Raw genomic sequence first — 16,944 nt, 5'->3', positions numbered from 1 at the left:
TAGCCGTCCGACGAATACGAGGTAGACCCCGTGGCGATCCGCGTCCTTCTGGTCGACGACCAGCCTCTGCTGCGCACCGGCTTCCGGATGATCCTGGAGGCGGAGGAGGACCTGGCGGTGGTCGGTGAGGCCGGGGACGGTCTGCAGGCGCTGGACCAGGTGCGGGCGCTGCAGCCCGATGTGGTGCTGATGGACATCCGGATGCCGCGGATGGACGGGGTGGAGGCGACGCGGCAGATCACGGGTCCGGAGCGGGACGGGCCGGCGAAGGTGCTGGTGCTGACCACGTTCGATCTGGATGAGTACGTGGTGGAGGCGCTGCGGGCGGGGGCGAGCGGGTTCCTGCTGAAGGATGCGCCGGCGAACGAGCTGGTGCAGGCGATCCGGGTGGTCGCGGCGGGTGAGGCGATGCTCGCGCCGAGTATTACGCGGCGGTTGCTGGACAAGTACGCGGGGCATCTTCCGTCGGGTGAGGAGAGCCTTCCGAACACGTTGGGGACGCTGACCGAGCGTGAGGTCGAGGTGTTGAAGCTGGTGTCCCGGGGGCTGTCGAACGCGGAGATCGCGGCGGATCTGTTCGTGAGCGAGACGACGGTCAAGACGCATGTGGGGCACGTGTTGACGAAGCTGGGGCTGCGGGACCGGGTCCAGGCGGCGGTGTACGCGTACGAGAGCGGTCTGGTGCGTCCCGGGTCCCAGTAGTCCGGCCGGGCGCGGACAACGCGGAAGGGGCCGTACGTGCGCGCACGTACGGCCCCCTCCGCGTTGTCCGCGCCCGCTCTGGGGCGGGCCCGGCTGCGGTGGCATCAGCCCTTGCTGATCTCCCAGAAGCGGAAGACGGTGGAGGCGTCGAGGGACCACTGCAGGCCGCTCACGTTCTGGCGGGTGACGGCGTACTGCTTGCCCTGCCAGAGCGGGATGAGGGGGAGCTCCTCGGCGACGATGTCCTGGAGGCGGTTGTAGTCGGTGTTGGCCGCGGTGCGGTCGGACTTCGCGGAGGTCGACGGGATGATCGTCCCGGTGATCTCCTTGTTGTCGTAGTTGTTGTTCAGCACGTTGTCCGGGCCGAAGAACGGCTGCGTGAAGTTGTCGGCGTCCGGGTAGTCGGGCACCCAGCCCTTCACGTAGATGCCGTACTTGCCGGCCTGGATGTCCTTTTCGTACTGCTCGTACTCGACGGACTTGACGTCGGCGTCGAAGAGGCCGCTGTCGTTGAGCTGCTTGGCGATGACCTCGAACTGCTGGTCCGTGGAGGGGCCGTAGCGGGAGGGGGTGGAGTACAGGGTCAGCTTGACCTTGCCGTTGATGCCGCCGGCCTTGAGGACGGCCTTGGCCTTGTCGAGCTGGGGGGTGCCGCCGTAGCGGTCGAAGAACGGGGTCGTGTGGCCGGCGATGCCGGTGGGCACGATGGAGTAGAGCGCGGTGGCGGTGCCCGCGTACACGTCCCGGACGAGGGCTTCGCGGTCGATGAGGTAGGCGATGGCCTTGCGCACGGGGAGCTTGCCGACGACGGGGTCGTTGACGTTGAACACCATGTGCTCGACCTCGGCGCCGGTGCCCTGGACGACGTCGACCTTGTTGTCGCCGGTCTTGCTGGAGGCGAGGGCGGCGATGTCCTTGGCGGCGAGGCCGCGGAAGGCGAAGTCGACGTCGCCGCTTTCGAGGGTCGTCTTGAGGCCGGCCTGGTCGCCGTTGAAGAACTTCAGCGTGACGCCGGTGTTCTTGGCCTTGGCCTTGCCGCTGTAGGACTCGTTGACGGAGAAGGTGGCGCTCTTCTCGCCGAACGAGTCGAGCTTGTAGACGCCGGAGCCGACGGCCTTGTTGTCGCTGCGCAGCTTGTCGGCCGGGTACTCGGCGTGGTCGACGATGGAGCCGGCGCCGGACGCGATCTTGCTGGGGAAGGTGGCGTCGGAGGTCTTGAGCTTGAAGACGACGGTCTTGTCGTCGGGGGCGTCGATGCTGGAGATCGACGAGAGCATCACGGCGGGACCGTTGGCGTCGTTGATCTTCAGGGTGCGCTCGAAGGAGAACTTGACGTCCTTCGAGGTGAGGCTGTGGCCGTTGCTGAACTTCAGGCCGTCCCGCAGGGTGCACTTGTAGAGCTTGCTGTCACCGCCCTCGAAGCCGCAGGCCTGGGCGGCGTCGGGCTCGGGGGTGGTGCCGCCCTTGGGGAAGCTCAGCAGCGACTGGAAGACGTTGTTGAACAGCAGCCAGGAGCCCGGGTCGTAGCCCGATGCCGGGTCGACGGACTTCACCTTGTCGGATATGCCCATGACCACGCCCTTGCCGCTGCCGGCATTGGAGCCATCGGTCGAACCGCAACCGCTGAGCAGCGCGGCGGCGGTGGCTGCGCCGAGCGGAGCCGCCAGCCACTGGTTACGTCGATTCACGCGAACGTCCTTCACAGTCGAACTGTTTCGTTGTTCCGGCCCGCGACACCCGCTGCCGGTCTTTGCCTTGCTCAGCCGCTTACGCCACGGCCGAGCTCCCACAACTGGAGGTCGGAGATGGCGTTGACCGACCACTCCACTCCGGTGATCCCGTCGCGTGCGGCGACGTACTGCTTGCCCTGCCACAGGGGCAGGACGGGTACGTCCTCGGCGACGATGTCCTGCATCTCCGTGATCGCGGGGACGGCGACCGTACGGTCGACCGCCCGCCGGGATTCGGGGATGAGCCTGCTGCGCACCGCACTGTTGGCGTACGGCGTGCCCAAGAAGTTGTCCTGCTCCAGGAACGGGGCGAGGAAGTTGTCGGCGTCCGGGTAGTCGGGGAACCAGCCGAGCCCGTAGGCGGCGTGGTCGCCCTTCTTCTGGGCGGGGCGGAAGTCCGCCCACTCGTTGCCCTGGACGGTGATGTCGAACAGGCCGGTGGAGTTGAGCTGGGCCTTGAGGGCCTCGAACTCGGCGGCCGTGCCGTCGCCGTAGTGGTCGCTGGTGTAGTGCAGGGTCAGCTTGACCGGGGTCTTGATCCCGGCCTCCTTCAGCAGGGCGGCGGCCTTGGGCGTGTTGGCCTCGCCGTACTTGTTGTAGAAGGAGTTGACGTGGCCCGTGACGGTGGTGGGGACCAGCGAGTAGAGCGGCTGGGCGGACTTGCCGTAGACCTTGGAGATGAGCTGGCCGCGGTCGACGGCGGCGGCGAGCGCCTGGCGCACGGCCTTGTCCTTGACGACCGGGGCCTCGGTGTTGAAGCCGAGGTAGCGGATCTCCAGGCCGGGCATCGGGACCAGCTTCACGCCCTTGGGCGGGTTGGCGCTGAGCTCGGTGATCTGGGCGGGCGACAGGGTGCGGGAGACCATGTGGATCTTCCCGTCGGTGAGTGCCTTGCCCATGGTCGGGGAGTCGGCGAAGGTGCGCAGCTCGACCTTGTCGTTCTGCAGCTTGAGGTCGCCCTTGTAGTGCGGGTTCTTGGTGAAGACGGCGCGGACCAGTTGGTTGCCCTTGACCTCGGCCTTCATCGTGTACGGGCCGGAGCCGTCCACGGCGAAGCCCTCGCGGAGCTTCTTGGCGTCGTAGTTCTTCTCACTGACGATGCCGGCGGCGGGGGTGGAGAGTTTGAACGGGAAGGTCGCGTCCGGGGTCTTCAGGTGGAAGACGACGGTGTCGGTGCCCTTGACCTCGACGTTGTCGAGAGTGGAGAGCAGCGAGGAGGGGCCGTTCTCGTCCTTGATGGTGCGGACGCGATCGATGGAGAACTTGACGTCCTTGGCGGTGAGGGGCTCACCGTCGGCGAACTTCAGATCGGGGCGCAGGGTGCAGCGGTAGCTCTCGTTGCCGGCGTCGGTGAAGCGGCAGGCGGAGGCTGCTTCGGGGACGGGCTGGCCGCCGCCGCGCGGGGTGTGCATCAGCGTCTGGACGGTCTGGCGCAGGACGTTCCAGGTGCTGGCGTCGTAGGCGTAGGCCGGGTCGAAGGGGGCGGGAGCGAAGTCTGCGGCCTCGAACCGATCGGTGGTGCCGACGACGATCGCGCCGGATCCTGCTCCTCCGCCGCTCGCGCTGCCGCAGGCGGCCAGCGCAGGGGTGAGCAGTCCGGCCGCGGCCGTCAGCACCATGGTCTTGCGGTTCATGCTGGAAGTACTCCCTGTAACCGGCACTTGTTCAAAGCGGCGTAGAGGGCACTTCGCGTCGGTCGCCCGTTCGGGGCGGAACGATCGGGCCGGTGTTGTGACGATCGGTCCACGCGGTCCCGGCACAGGGGTGTGTGTCGGGGCCGGCTGAGGTGCGGCGTAGTGCCCGCATCGACAGTAGTGGTCCGGGGAGGGATGGCTGGAACTGGCGGAACTTGAGGCGTAATCGCACTGTGATCGGAGCGAACTGCCTGTTGGCAGGCAGGCTGCGCAGATTCGGTCAGGGGCTGATCAATGTGGACACATTGGAAGCCGAGGGGGCCCCGGGAGGGAGTCGCCGAAGGTGCGCAGGGTGACCAAGGTCACCCTACGCAACAACCCCGGAGGGGATGGAATTTCAGCCTCCGGGACCTATCACGGAAGATCCTTCCGCCAGGACGCAGCCGAACAGCGTTCCGTTCGGCACGGAGCGTGCTCGGGGGGCTCCGGTGCGTGGCAATGCATACCGATGTAGGCCAGTGCATGCCGATGTGTCCGCTTGGGTAGTGCACGCCCGATCGGAGGCCGGGGTCGTCACTCTCAGTTAAACGGGGCGATGAGCGAGCGCAGGAACGCGAGGTCCACGTCCTCCAGCGAGCGGACGACCGTGCGCCCGGGGGCGGGTTCGATCACGCCGACCGAGGGGATGGCCACGACCCGGCAGCCGGCGGCCTCGGCGGCCGCCACACCGGTGCGGGTGTCCTCGATGACCGCGCACCGCGAGGGGTGTGCGCCCAGCGAGCGCGCGGCGAACAGGTACGGGTCGGGGTGCGGCTTGGTGCGGGCCACCTCGTCGCCGGCGACCGTCATCGTGAAGCGGTCGCGGCCGAGGGTGAGGAGGACCTGGTCGATCACCCGGCGGTGGGAGGCGGAGACGAGGGCGGTGGGCACGTTGTGCCGGGCGAGCTCGGTCAGCAGCCGCTCGGCTCCGGGCATCAGCGGCACCCGGTCGGCGATGCGGGCCTCGAAGCGCTCGTTGAGCAGGACGCTCAGCTCGGCGAGGCCGATGGCGGCGCCGGTCGACTCGATCAGGAAGGTCGCGCTGCGGCTCATGGGGCCGCCGACGACCACGTCGCGCCAGGATTCGTCGAGGCGGTGGCCGAGCTCCTGGAAGATCTCGGCCTCGATCTCCCACCAGAAGCCCTCGGTGTCGACGAGGGTGCCGTCCATGTCGAGCAGCACCGCCTGCAGGGCAGAACCGTCGGCCGTACGGGCGACGGGGGCGGGAACGGTGCTCGTCATGCGCATGCCTCTCAGAAGGGACGAGAAGGCCGGTCACCTCTTCCGCGGGGCATGCGACCCCGGGGAACAGGCGACCGGCCTGTATGGGACCGACAAGTGTACGTCGGTGGAGCTCAGCGTGCGTTGAAATACTTCGCTTCGGGGTGGTGGATCACGATCGCGTCGGTGGACTGCTCCGGGTGGAGCTGGAACTCCTCCGACAGGTGGACGCCGATCCGCTCCGGCTCCAGGAGGTCGGCGATCTTCGCGCGGTCCTCCAGGTCGGGGCAGGCGCCGTAGCCGAGCGAGAAGCGGGCACCGCGGTACTTGAGGTCGAACATGTCCTCGACCTTCGCCGGGTCCTCACCGCCGAATCCGAGCTCGGCGCGGACGCGGGCGTGCCAGTACTCGGCCATGGCCTCGGCGAGCTGGACCGAAAGGCCGTGCAGCTCCAGGTACTCGCGGTAGGAGTCCGACTCGAACAGCTTGGCGGTGGCCTCGCCGATCTTCGAGCCGACGGTGACCACCTGCAAGCCGACGACGTCGGTCTCGCCCGACTCCTCGGGGCGGAAGAAGTCCGCGAGGCACAGGCGTCGGCCGCGGCGCTGGCGCGGGAAGGTGAAGCGGGTCCGTTCGTTGCCGGCGTCGTCGAGGATGATCAGGTCATCGCCCTTAGAGACGCAGGGGAAGTACCCGTAGACGACGGCGGCTTCCAGCAGGTTCTCGGTGTGCAGCTTGTCCAGGAGGCCGCGCAGCCGCGGACGGCCCTCGCTCTCGACGAGCTCCTCGTACGTGGCTCCGCCCGCGCGGGCCTGCTTGAGGCCCCACTGGCCCTTGAAGAGGGCGCCCTCGTCGAGCCAGGAGGCGTAGTCCTTGAGCGGGATGCCCTTGACCACGCGGGTGCCCCAGAACGGCGGGGCGGGCACCGGGTTGTCGACGGACACGTCGGAGCGGCCGCCGGACTCCTCCGGCTCCTCCACCTGGAGGGCCGGAACGTCGCGCTTGGCGACGCGGCGCTGCTTGAGCTCGGGCAGGGTCGCGCCGGGGACGCCGCGCTTGACGGCGATCAGGGCGTCCATGAGGCGCAGGCCCTCGAAGGCGTCGCGGGCGTAGCGGACCTCGCCCTCGTAGATCTCGTGGAGGTCCTGCTCGACGTAGGCGCGGGTGAGGGCGGCGCCGCCGAGGATCACCGGGTAGTCGGCGGCCAGCTTGCGCTGGTTCAGCTCCTCCAGGTTCTCCTTCATGATCACGGTCGACTTCACGAGCAGGCCCGACATGCCGATGACGTCGGCCTTGTGCTCCTGCGCGGCTTCGAGGATCGCGGAGACGGGCTGCTTGATGCCGATGTTGACGACGTTGTAGCCGTTGTTAGTGAGGATGATGTCGACGAGGTTCTTGCCGATGTCGTGGACGTCGCCGCGGACGGTGGCGAGGACGATCGTGCCCTTGCCCTCGTCATCGGTCTTCTCCATGTGCGGTTCGAGGTACGCGACGGCCGTCTTCATGACCTCGGCGGACTGGAGGACGAAGGGGAGCTGCATCTGGCCCGAGCCGAAGAGCTCGCCGACGACCTTCATGCCCTCCAGGAGGGTGTCGTTGACGATGTCGAGGGCGGGGCGGGTCTGAAGGGCCTCGTCGAGGTCGGCCTCCAGGCCGTTCTTCTCGCCGTCGATGATGCGGCGCTGCAGTCGCTCGTCCAGCGGCAGGGCGAGGAGTTCCTCGGCGCGGCCGGCCTTGAGGGACTTGGTGTTGACGCCCTCGAAGAGGGCCATCAGCTTCTGGAGCGGGTCGTAGTCGCCGTCGCGCCGGTCGTAGATCAGGTCGAGGGCGGTGGTGACCTGCTCCTCGTCGAAGCGGGCGATCGGCAGGATCTTGGAGGCGTGGACGATGGCGGAGTCCAGGCCGGCCTTGACGCACTCGTCGAGGAAGACCGAGTTCAGCAGGACGCGGGCGGCCGGGTTGAGGCCGAAGGAGATGTTGGACAGGCCGAGGGTGGTCTGGACGTCCGGGTGGAGCCGCTTGAGCTCGCGGATCGCCTCGATCGTGGCGATGCCGTCCTTCCGGGACTCCTCCTGGCCGGTGCAGATGGTGAAGGTCAGCGTGTCAATGAGGATGTCCGACTCGCGGATCCCCCAGTTGGCCGTCAGGTCCTCGATGAGCCGTTCGGCAATGGCGACCTTGTGCTCGACGGTGCGGGCCTGGCCCTCCTCGTCGATGGTCAGCGCGATGAGCGCGGCGCCGTGCTCCTGGGCCAGTCGGGTGACCTTGGCGAAGCGGGACTCGGGGCCGTCGCCGTCCTCGTAGTTCACGGAGTTGATGACCGCGCGGCCGCCGAGCTTCTCCAGGCCCGCCCGGATGACGGGAACCTCGGTGGAGTCCAGGACGATGGGCAGGGTGGAGGCGGTGGCGAAGCGGCCAGCCAGCTCCTCCATGTCGGCGACGCCGTCGCGGCCCACGTAGTCCACGCAGAGGTCGAGCATGTGCGCGCCCTCGCGGATCTGGTCGCGCGCCATCTCCACGCAGTCGTCCCAGCGGGCCTCCAGCATGGCTTCGCGGAACTTCTTGGAGCCGTTGGCGTTGGTGCGCTCGCCGATCGCCATGTAGGAGGTGTCCTGGCGGAAGGGCACGGTCTGGTAGAGCGAGGCGGCGCCGGGTTCGGGCTGGGGGGTGCGCTCGGTGACGGCCGTGCCGCGGACCCGCTCGACGACCTGGCGCAGGTGCTCGGGGGTCGTGCCGCAGCAGCCGCCGACCAGGGAGAGGCCGTACTCGCGGACGAAGGTCTCCTGGGCGTCGGCGAGCTCGGGGGCGGTCAGCGGGTAGTGCGCGCCCTGCTTGGTCAGGACGGGCAGGCCGGCATTGGGCATGCAGGAGAGCGGGATGCGGGCGTTGCGCGCGAGGTAGCGCAGGTGCTCGCTCATCTCGGCGGGGCCGGTGGCGCAGTTCAGGCCGATCATGTCGATGCCCAGCGGCTCCAGGGCGGTCAGGGCCGCGCCGATCTCGGAGCCGAGGAGCATCGTGCCGGTGGTCTCGACGGTGACGGAGCAGATCAGCGGGACGGTGACGCCGAGGGCTTCCATGGCCCGGCGGGCGCCGATGATCGAGGACTTCGTCTGCAGGAGGTCCTGGGTGGTCTCGACGAGCAGCGCGTCGGCGCCACCGGAGAGCAGGCCCTCGGCGTTGATCTGGTAGGCGTCGCGGATCTGGCCGTAGGTGATGTGGCCGAGCGTGGGGAGCTTGGTGCCGGGGCCCATGGAGCCGAGGACCCAGCGCTGCTGACCGGTGGAGGCGGTGAACTCGTCGGCGACCTCGCGGGCGATGCGCGCGCCGGCCTCCGACAGCTCGAAATTGCGTTCGGCGATGTCGTACTCGGCGAGCGCCGCGTAGTTCGTGCCGAAGGTGTTGGTCTCGACGCAGTCCACGCCCACCGAGAAGTACGCCTCGTGGACGGAGCGCACGATGTCGGGGCGGGTGATGTTGAGGACCTCGTTGCAGCCTTCGAGCTGCTGGAAGTCCTCCATGGTGGGGTCCTGCGCCTGGAGCATCGTTCCCATGGCTCCGTCGGCGACGACCACGCGGGTCGCGAGCGCCTCCCGGAGGGCATCGGCCCGGGTCTGGGTGTCGGCGGGCGGGGTGGGCAACGAAGCCATGGGTGCTCCCTGGGATGCGACGGCTGTCGGCTTTGCACCCCCTCTGTGTCAAGGGTGCACGCGGCCAGGGTAACCGCGAGGCAGGCGCCCCGGTGTGGGTGTCCCACGTGGCGGACTGCATTCTGTGGCGGGGACTTTCCGGGGCGGTGTCCCTGCGACGGTACGGCGAACAGCTGTCCGACGGTGCGCAAGGTCGACATCGACCGATACTGTTCAGCATTGTCGAACCGCGTCAAGATGGTCAGTACTACCGAAGGTCTGCAGGAGGCTGCACGATGGCACGGAACATCCAGTCGCTCGAACGAGCCGCTGCGATGCTGCGACTCCTGGCGGGCGGCGAACGCCGGCTGGGACTCTCGGACGTGGCGTCCTCGCTGGGCTTGGCCAAGGGCACGGCCCACGGCATCCTGCGCACCCTGCAGGCCGAGGGCTTCGTGGAGCAGGACCCGACCTCGGGCCGGTACCAGCTGGGCGCGGAGCTGCTTCGCCTGGGCAACAGCTACCTCGACGTGCACGAGCTGCGCGCCCGCGCCCTGGTGTGGACGGACGACCTGGCCCGGGCGAGCGGCGAGAGCGTGTACGTGGGCGTGCTCCACCAGAGCGGGGTGCTGATCATGCACCACGTGTTCCGGCCCGACGACAGCCGCCAGGTGCTGGAGGTCGGGGCCATGCAGCCGCTGCACTCCACCGCGCTGGGCAAGGTGCTGTCCGCCTACGATCCGGTGGCGCACACCCAGGCCCTGGAGGTCGAGCGCGAGGCGTTCACCCCCCGTACGGTCACGGACGGCATCGGCTTCGAGGAGGTCCTCGGGCTGACCCGGGCGCGCGGCTGGGCCGCCGACGTCGAGGAGACCTGGGAGGGCGTCGCGTCGGTGGCGGCGCCGATCCACGACCGGCGCCGGATGCCGGTGGGCGCGGTGGCGGTGGCGGGCGCCGTGGAGCGGGTGTGCGGCGAGGGCGGCGAGCCCCGTGCGGCCCTGGTGGCCTCGGTGCGGGACTGTGCGCGTGCGGTTTCACGCGATCTCGGCGCGGGCCGGTTCTGACCTCCCTTTAGCAGGTTTAGGCCATCACCTGGCCCCCTTCTGCCCTTTTTTCGCCCTATCTCGGCCATCGAATGGCTGGATTTGGCTGATCGCACCTACGGGTAACGATCCGACACATTGGCCTGGCCGACCCTTGACGCGTTCTTCACTTGGGCGGAAAACTGCCGTTCATCGGTCGGCATTGTCGAACACCTACCGGCAATACGCGCTAGGATGCGACAAGGCCAAGGACCGGTGCAGAACTCACCGAGTGCGCGGAACCACCGGAGGGACCCGGTGTCCGCCCACCCCTGGACGTACGTAAGGAGTCGCGGGTGTCCAGCTCCGACATCTTCATCGGCGAGACCATCGGTACCGCCCTGCTCACCCTGCTCGGTGGTGGCGTCTGCGCCGCCGTGACACTCAAGAGCTCCAAGGCCCGCAATGCGGGCTGGCTCGCGATCACCTTCGGCTGGGGCTTCGCCGTCCTGATCGCCGCCTACGTGTCCGCGCCGCTCTCCGGTGCGCACCTCAACCCGGCGGTCACCGTCGGCCTCGCCGTCAAGACCGGCGAGTGGGGCGACACGCCCGTCTACTTCGCCGGCCAGCTGCTGGGCGCCATGCTCGGCGCGGTCCTGATGTGGATCACCTACTACGGGCAGTTCCGCGTCCACCTGGCCGACCCGGAGCACATCCGCGACGCCAAGCTCGGTCCCGAGGACCCGCACCCGCACGACGTGGCCGGTCCGGTGCTCGGCATCTTCTCCACCGGCCCCGAGATCCGTAACGTCGTGCAGAACCTGGCGACCGAGATCATCGGTACGGCCGTCCTGGTCCTGGCGATCTTGACCCAGGGCCTCCAGGACGGCGGCAAGGGCCTCGGTGTCATCGGCGTCCTGATCACCTCGTTCGTGGTCGTCGGCATCGGTCTCTCGCTCGGTGGCCCGACCGGCTACGCCATCAACCCGGTGCGCGACCTCGGCCCGCGCATCGTGCACGCCCTGCTGCCGCTGCCCAACAAGGGCGGCTCCGACTGGGGTTACTCCTGGATCCCGGTGGTCGGCCCGCTCGTCGGTGCCGCGCTCGCCGGTGGTCTGTACAACATCGCGTTCGCCTGATCAGCAGTACCGGCAAGATCGTAAGATCCGCACCGCCCTCCTGATTCCGCCTACTCACCCGACCTGCCAGGAGCAGCCAACATGACCACCAGCACCGGTCCCTTCATCGCCGCGATCGATCAGGGCACCACCTCCTCCCGCTGCATCGTCTTCGACCGCGACGGCCGTATCGTCGCCGTCGACCAGAAGGAGCACGAGCAGATCTTCCCGAAGCCGGGCTGGGTCGAGCACGACGCGACCGAGATCTGGACCAACGTCCAGGAGGTCGTCGCCGGAGCGATCGCCAAGGCGGAGATCACCGCCGCGGACGTCAAGGCCGTCGGCATCACCAACCAGCGCGAGACCACGGTCCTGTGGGACCGCCACACCGGCGAGCCGGTGCACAACGCACTGGTCTGGCAGGACACCCGCACCGACGCCCTGTGCAAGGAGCTCGGCCGCAACGTCGGCCAGGACCGCTTCCGCCGCGAGACCGGCCTGCCGCTGGCGAGCTACTTCGCGGGCCCGAAGGTCCGCTGGCTGCTCGACAACGTCGAGGGCCTGCGCGAGCGCGCCGAGGCCGGCGACATCCTCTTCGGCACCATGGACTCGTGGGTCATCTGGAACCTCACCGGCGGCGCCCAGGGCGGTGTGCACGTCACCGACGTCACCAACGCCTCGCGCACCATGCTGATGAACCTGCACAGCCTGGCCTGGGACGAGAAGATCGCCGAGTCGATGGGCGTCCCGCTCAACGTCCTCCCCGAGATCAAGTCCTCCGCCGAGGTCTACGGCCACGTCAAGGACGGCGTCCTCGCCGGTGTCCCGGTCGCCTCGGCGCTCGGTGACCAGCAGGCCGCCCTCTTCGGCCAGACCTGTTTCGCCGAGGGCGAGGCGAAGTCCACCTACGGCACCGGAACGTTCATGCTGATGAACACCGGCGACAAGGTCATCAACTCCTACAGCGGCCTGCTGACCACGGTCGGCTACCAGATCGGCGACCAGAAGCCGGTCTACGCGCTGGAGGGCTCCATCGCCGTCACCGGCTCGCTCGTCCAGTGGATGCGCGACCAGATGGGCCTGATCAAGTCCGCGGCCGAGATCGAGACCCTGGCCTCCTCGGTCGAGGACAACGGCGGCGCCTACTTCGTGCCGGCCTTCTCCGGCCTCTTCGCCCCGTACTGGCGCTCCGACGCCCGCGGTGTGATCGCCGGCCTCACCCGGTACGTCACCAAGGCGCACATCGCCCGTGCCGTCCTGGAGGCCACCGCCTGGCAGACCCGCGAGATCACCGACGCCATGACCAAGGACTCGGGCGTCGAGCTCGCCGCCCTCAAGGTCGACGGCGGCATGACCTCCAACAACCTGCTGATGCAGACGCTCTCGGACTTCCTGGACGCCCCCGTGGTGCGCCCGATGGTCGCCGAGACCACCTGCCTCGGCGCCGCCTACGCCGCCGGCCTGGCCGTCGGCTTCTGGCCCGACACCGACGCCCTGCGCGCCAACTGGCGCCGCGCGGCGGAGTGGACCCCGCGGATGCCCGCCGACCAGCGGGACCGCGAGTACAAGAGCTGGCTCAAGGCCGTGGAGCGTTCCATGGGCTGGGTCGACGACGAAGACGCCAGCTGACCGCACCAGCTGAGTCAATCGACGAGGAGCTAAGAGAGATATGAGCAGCCTGCAGAGCGTGACCGCACTGGGCACGCACCCGACCGCCGGTGCCAACGTCAGCCGCGCACAGACCCGTGAGCAGCTGTCGAAGGCCACGTACGACCTGCTGGTCATCGGTGGTGGAATCCTGGGTACCTCCGTGGCGTGGCACGCCGCGCAGTCGGGCCTGCGGGTTGCCATGGTGGACGCCGGCGACTTCGCCGGCGCCACCTCCTCGGCCTCCTCCAAGCTCGTCCACGGTGGCCTGCGCTACCTGCAGACCGGCGCGGTCAAGCTGGTCGCGGAGAACCACCACGAGCGGCGGGTGCTGGCCAAGGACGTGGCCCCGCACCTGGTCAACCCGCTCACCTTCTACCTGCCGGTCTACAAGGGCGGTCCGGTGGGTGCGGCCAAGCTGGGCGCGGGCGTCTTCGCCTACTCCGCCCTCTCGGCCTTCGGCGACGGCATGGGCAAGGTCATATCCCCGGCCCGTGCCGTCGCCGACAACCCTGGTCTGAAGACGGACAACCTCAAGGCCGTGGCGGTCTACTACGACCACCAGATGAACGACTCCCGCGTCGCCGTCATGACGGTCCGTGCGGCCGTCGAGTCGGGCGCGGTCGTCCTGAACCACGCCGAGGTCACCGGACTACGCAAGACGCGCGGCCGGGTCACCGGCGCCGAGCTCAAGGACCGTCTCGACGGCACCGAGTTCGGGGTCGACGCGCGCGTCGTGCTCAACGCCACCGGCCCGTGGGTGGACCACCTGCGGCGCATGGAAGACAAGCACTCCATGCCGTCGATCCGCCTCTCCAAGGGCGCGCACATCGTCATGAAGCGCAAGTCGCCGTGGAAGGCCGCCATGGCCACCCCGATCGACAAGTACCGCATCACCTTCGCCCTCCCGTGGGAGGACCAGCTGCTGCTCGGCACCACCGACGAGGTGTACGAGGGCGACCCGGCGGACGTGCGCGCCACCGAGTCCGACATCACGCAGATCCTGGACGAGGCGGCCTTCTCGGTGAAGGACGCGGACCTGGACCGCTCGCTGATGACGTACGCCTTCGCGGGCCTGCGGGTGCTGCCCGGCGGCCCCGGCGGCGTCGAGAAGGCCAAGCGCGAGACGGTCGTCTCCGAGGGCGCCGGCGGCATGCTGTCGGTGGCCGGCGGCAAGTGGACGACGTACCGCCACATTGGCCGTGTGGTCATGGACAAGCTGGCGAAGCTCCCGGGCAGCCCGCTGACCGAGGACATGGAGCCGGTGAAGTCGCTGGTGCGCCGGATCGCGCTGCCCGGCGTCGCCAACCCGAACGCGGTCGCGCACCGACTGCTGGTGGACCGGGAGCCGGGGACGCGGATGGACCCGCTGACGGCCCGCCACCTGGCTTCCCACTACGGCTCGCTGGCCTTCGACATCGCGCGCATCGCGAACGAGGACCCCGCGCTGGCCGAGCGGATCCACCCGGACGGTCCGGAGATCTGGGCGCAGGTCGCCTACGCCCGTGACAACGAGTGGGCCGAGACGGTCGACGACGTGCTGCGCCGCCGTACGACGGTGACGATCCGCGGCCTGGACGACGACTCCGTGAAGGCCCGGGTCGAGGAGATGCTGGCCCGCAAGGCATAGCTCTTGCGCAGGTGGGGAAGAGGGGCGGTTCCGAGGGGAACCGCCCCTCTGTCGTGGGCTGTGGCCGGTGCCTCATCAAGGCTTAGGCTGACCCACGTACGCAAGGGAACTTCGGAAGGAGACCTGGGTGATCGAGCTTGAGGGCGTGCCCGAGCTGATCGACCCGGTCATGGTGGCCGCGTTCGAGGGCTGGAACGACGCGGGTGACGCGGCCTCCGGTGCGGTCGCACACCTGGACCGGGAGTGGAAGGGCGAGGTCTTCGCGGCGCTCGACGCCGAGGACTACTACGACTTCCAGGTCAACCGGCCGACGGTATGGCTGGACAACGGGGTACGGAAGATCACGTGGCCGACGACGCGACTGTCGGTGGTCCGGATCGGCGGTGCCAAGCCGCGGGACCTGGTGCTGGTCCGGGGCATCGAACCGTCCATGCGGTGGCGGTCGTTCTGCAACGAGATCCTCGGTTTCGCGCACGAGCTGGGCGTGGAGATGGTGGTCATCCTGGGCGCGCTGCTCGGGGACACCCCGCACACCCGGCCGGTGCCGGTGAGCGGGGTCACATCGGACGCGGACCTGGCGCGGACGATGGACCTGGAGGAGACCAAGTACGAGGGCCCGACGGGCATCGTGGGCATCTTGCAGGAGGCGTGTACGCACGCGGGCGTCCCGGCGGTGTCCTTGTGGGCGGCGGTGCCGCACTACGTCTCCCAGCCGCCGAACCCGAAGGCGACGCTGGCCCTGCTGAACCGGCTCGAGGATCTGATCGACATCCGGATCCCGCTGGGCGAACTGCCGGAGGACGCCCGGGCGTGGCAGTTGGGCGTGGACCAACTGGCCGCCGAGGACAGCGAGGTGGCGGAGTACGTCCAGACGCTGGAGGAGGCGCGGGACACGGCCGACCTGCCGGAGGCCTCGGGGGACGCGATCGCGCGGGAGTTCGAGCGGTACCTGCGGCGGCGCGACCCGGCGGCGGGCCCGGCGGCGGAGCCGGGCGACGGCTCCTACCTGCGGGACACGACCGGGGGCCTCCCCCGTCCCCCGAAGCGCAAGCCGGACCCCTCCGGGGAGGATCCCGAGCCGCCGGCCGCCCCGTCCCCCGGCGAGGACGACGCCCCGGACGCGTAGGCGCGCCCTCCCGCCGTCTCCCGGGCGCTGCCCGGTTTCGGGAAGGGGCGGGGTGGGGGAAGCTCCGCGCAGCGGCCGGCGCGTCCCCGTCCGACGGCGGAAAGGGAGATGCCCCCGGCCCGGTGGGCCAGGGGCATCGGTGTCGCTGCGGCCGGGTTACAGCGCCACGCCCAGGAGGGCGTCCACCGTGCGGGAGACCAGGCCCGGGGCAGACTCGTCGTCGCCGTCGGTGGCGTTCTGGAGCTCCACCCAGCGGTCCACGGCCGCCAGCGCCGCAGGGGCGTCCAGGTCGTTCGCCAGGGCTTCGCGGACCTCTTCGAGCACGGCGTCCGCCGGGATGCCGTCCGGCCGGGACACGGCCGCGCGCCAGCGCTCCAGCCGGGCCACGGCCTCGTCGAGGACGGCCTCCGTCCACTCCCAGTCGGCCCGGTAGTGGTGCGAGAGCAGGGCCAGGCGGATCGCCGCCGGGTCCACCCCGGCGCGGCGCAGCGCCGATACGAAGACGAGGTTGCCCTTCGACTTCGACATCTTCTCGCCGTGCAGTGCCACCATGCCCGCGTGGACGTACGCCTTGGCCATCGGGAACTCGCCCGTCAGCGCCTGCGCGTGCGACGCACCCATCTCGTGGTGCGGGAACGCCAGGTCGGAGCCGCCGCCCTGGATGTCGAAGCCCATGCCCAGGTGGTCCAGGGCGATCGCCACGCACTCGATGTGCCAGCCCGGCCGGCCGCGGCCCAGCGAGCCGCCGTCCCAGCTCGGCTCGCCCGGACGCGCGGCCATCCACAGCATCGGGTCCAGCGGGTTCTTCTTCCCGGGCCGGTCGGGGTCGCCGCCCCGCTCGGCCGAGAGCAGCCGCATCGCCTCGGCGTCGAGGTGGGAGACCCCGCCGAAGTGCGGGTCGGCCTCGACCGAGAAGTAGGTGTCGCCCTCGAGCTCGTACGCCGCGCCCGCGTCCCTCAGCCGCTCGACCAGCGGCACGATGCCGGGTATGGCCTCGACGGCTCCGATGTAGTGCTGCGGGGGGAGCATCCGCAGGGCCGTCATGTCCTCGCGGAAGAGTGCGGTCTCGCGCTCCGCCAGCTCGGTCCAGTCCTGGTTGTCGCGCAGCGCCCGCTCCAGGAGCGGGTCGTCCACGTCCGTGACGTTCTGGACGTAGTGGACCTGCCGCTTGGTGTCGAGCCACACGCGTTGTACGAGGTCGAACGCGTTGTAGGTCGCCGCGTGACCGATGTGGGTCGCGTCGTACGGAGTGATGCCGCAGACGTAGATACGGGCGACGGGACCGGGGGCGAGGGTGATCGTCCCCTGGGTCGCGGTGTCGTGGATCTGGAGGTCGCGGCCCTTGCCAGGAAGGGCGGGGACCTCAGAAGCGGGCCAGGCATGCATGTCTCGAGCCTAACCGGACGGATGTTCCGGAAACGAACTGGACCTGCACTGTTGTCTTGATCG

General features: G+C 69.4%; 11 protein-coding genes. 6 read left to right on the top strand and 5 right to left on the bottom strand.

Features of this window, described 5'->3' with window-relative positions; translation table 11 throughout:
- The first annotated feature begins 30 nt into the window (after positions 1–30).
- Positions 31–702 (top strand): response regulator transcription factor, encoded by a 672-nt coding sequence (locus tag OG207_RS33500; RefSeq protein ID WP_329103763.1) that lies wholly within the window; start codon positions 31–33, stop codon positions 700–702.
- 104 nt (positions 703–806) lie between these two features.
- Here the strand turns inward: OG207_RS33500 and OG207_RS33495 are convergent, their stop codons facing one another.
- The 4 genes from OG207_RS33495 to metH all read right to left on the bottom strand — a co-directional run bounded on the left by OG207_RS33495 (position 807) and on the right by metH (position 8,973).
- Positions 807–2,390, bottom strand: a complete 1,584-nt coding sequence (locus tag OG207_RS33495) for an ABC transporter substrate-binding protein (RefSeq protein WP_329103761.1) — start codon at positions 2,388–2,390, stop codon at positions 807–809.
- A 71-nt stretch (positions 2,391–2,461) separates the two neighbouring features.
- Positions 2,462–4,066, bottom strand: coding sequence for an ABC transporter substrate-binding protein (locus tag OG207_RS33490; RefSeq protein WP_329103759.1), 1,605 nt, complete (start codon positions 4,064–4,066; stop codon positions 2,462–2,464).
- 579 nt (positions 4,067–4,645) lie between these two features.
- Positions 4,646–5,347: an HAD family hydrolase gene (locus tag OG207_RS33485; protein ID WP_329103758.1), complete on the bottom strand. Its 702-nt coding sequence runs from the start codon at positions 5,345–5,347 to the stop codon at positions 4,646–4,648.
- Between the two features lie 113 nt (positions 5,348–5,460).
- On the bottom strand, positions 5,461–8,973 hold the full coding sequence (metH, locus tag OG207_RS33480) for a methionine synthase (protein WP_329103757.1): 3,513 nt from the start codon (positions 8,971–8,973) through the stop codon (positions 5,461–5,463).
- 275 nt (positions 8,974–9,248) lie between these two features.
- Between metH and OG207_RS33475 the strand changes: the two genes are divergently transcribed.
- The 5 genes from OG207_RS33475 to OG207_RS33455 all read left to right on the top strand — a co-directional run bounded on the left by OG207_RS33475 (position 9,249) and on the right by OG207_RS33455 (position 15,495).
- Positions 9,249–10,016, top strand: coding sequence for an IclR family transcriptional regulator (locus tag OG207_RS33475; protein WP_329103756.1), 768 nt, complete (start codon positions 9,249–9,251; stop codon positions 10,014–10,016).
- A 314-nt stretch (positions 10,017–10,330) separates the two neighbouring features.
- Positions 10,331–11,113 carry an MIP/aquaporin family protein gene (locus OG207_RS33470; RefSeq protein ID WP_329103754.1) on the top strand — a complete coding sequence of 261 codons (783 nt, stop codon included), beginning with the start codon at positions 10,331–10,333 and terminating at the stop codon, positions 11,111–11,113.
- Positions 11,114–11,194: 81 nt separating this feature from the next.
- Entirely contained in the window at positions 11,195–12,721 is a 1,527-nt protein-coding gene (gene glpK, locus OG207_RS33465; RefSeq protein ID WP_329103752.1) for a glycerol kinase GlpK, read from the top strand.
- A 40-nt stretch (positions 12,722–12,761) separates the two neighbouring features.
- On the top strand, positions 12,762–14,369 hold the full coding sequence (locus OG207_RS33460) for a glycerol-3-phosphate dehydrogenase/oxidase (RefSeq protein ID WP_329103750.1): 1,608 nt from the start codon (positions 12,762–12,764) through the stop codon (positions 14,367–14,369).
- A gap of 127 nt (positions 14,370–14,496) precedes the next feature.
- Positions 14,497–15,495, top strand: coding sequence for a PAC2 family protein (locus OG207_RS33455; protein ID WP_329103748.1), 999 nt, complete (start codon positions 14,497–14,499; stop codon positions 15,493–15,495).
- 156 nt (positions 15,496–15,651) lie between these two features.
- On the opposite strand, the gene mshC is transcribed toward OG207_RS33455, so the two are convergent.
- Entirely contained in the window at positions 15,652–16,881 is a 1,230-nt protein-coding gene (gene mshC / locus OG207_RS33450) for a cysteine--1-D-myo-inosityl 2-amino-2-deoxy-alpha-D-glucopyranoside ligase (RefSeq protein WP_329103746.1), read from the bottom strand.
- Positions 16,882–16,944: the final 63 nt, after the last annotated feature.

Origin of the sequence: Streptomyces sp. NBC_01439, assembly GCF_036227605.1 — a bacterium.
Lineage (GTDB): Bacteria > Actinomycetota > Actinomycetes > Streptomycetales > Streptomycetaceae > Streptomyces.
Note: the sequence above shows the minus strand (reverse complement) of the source record. Positions and strands in the feature narration are given on the sequence as shown.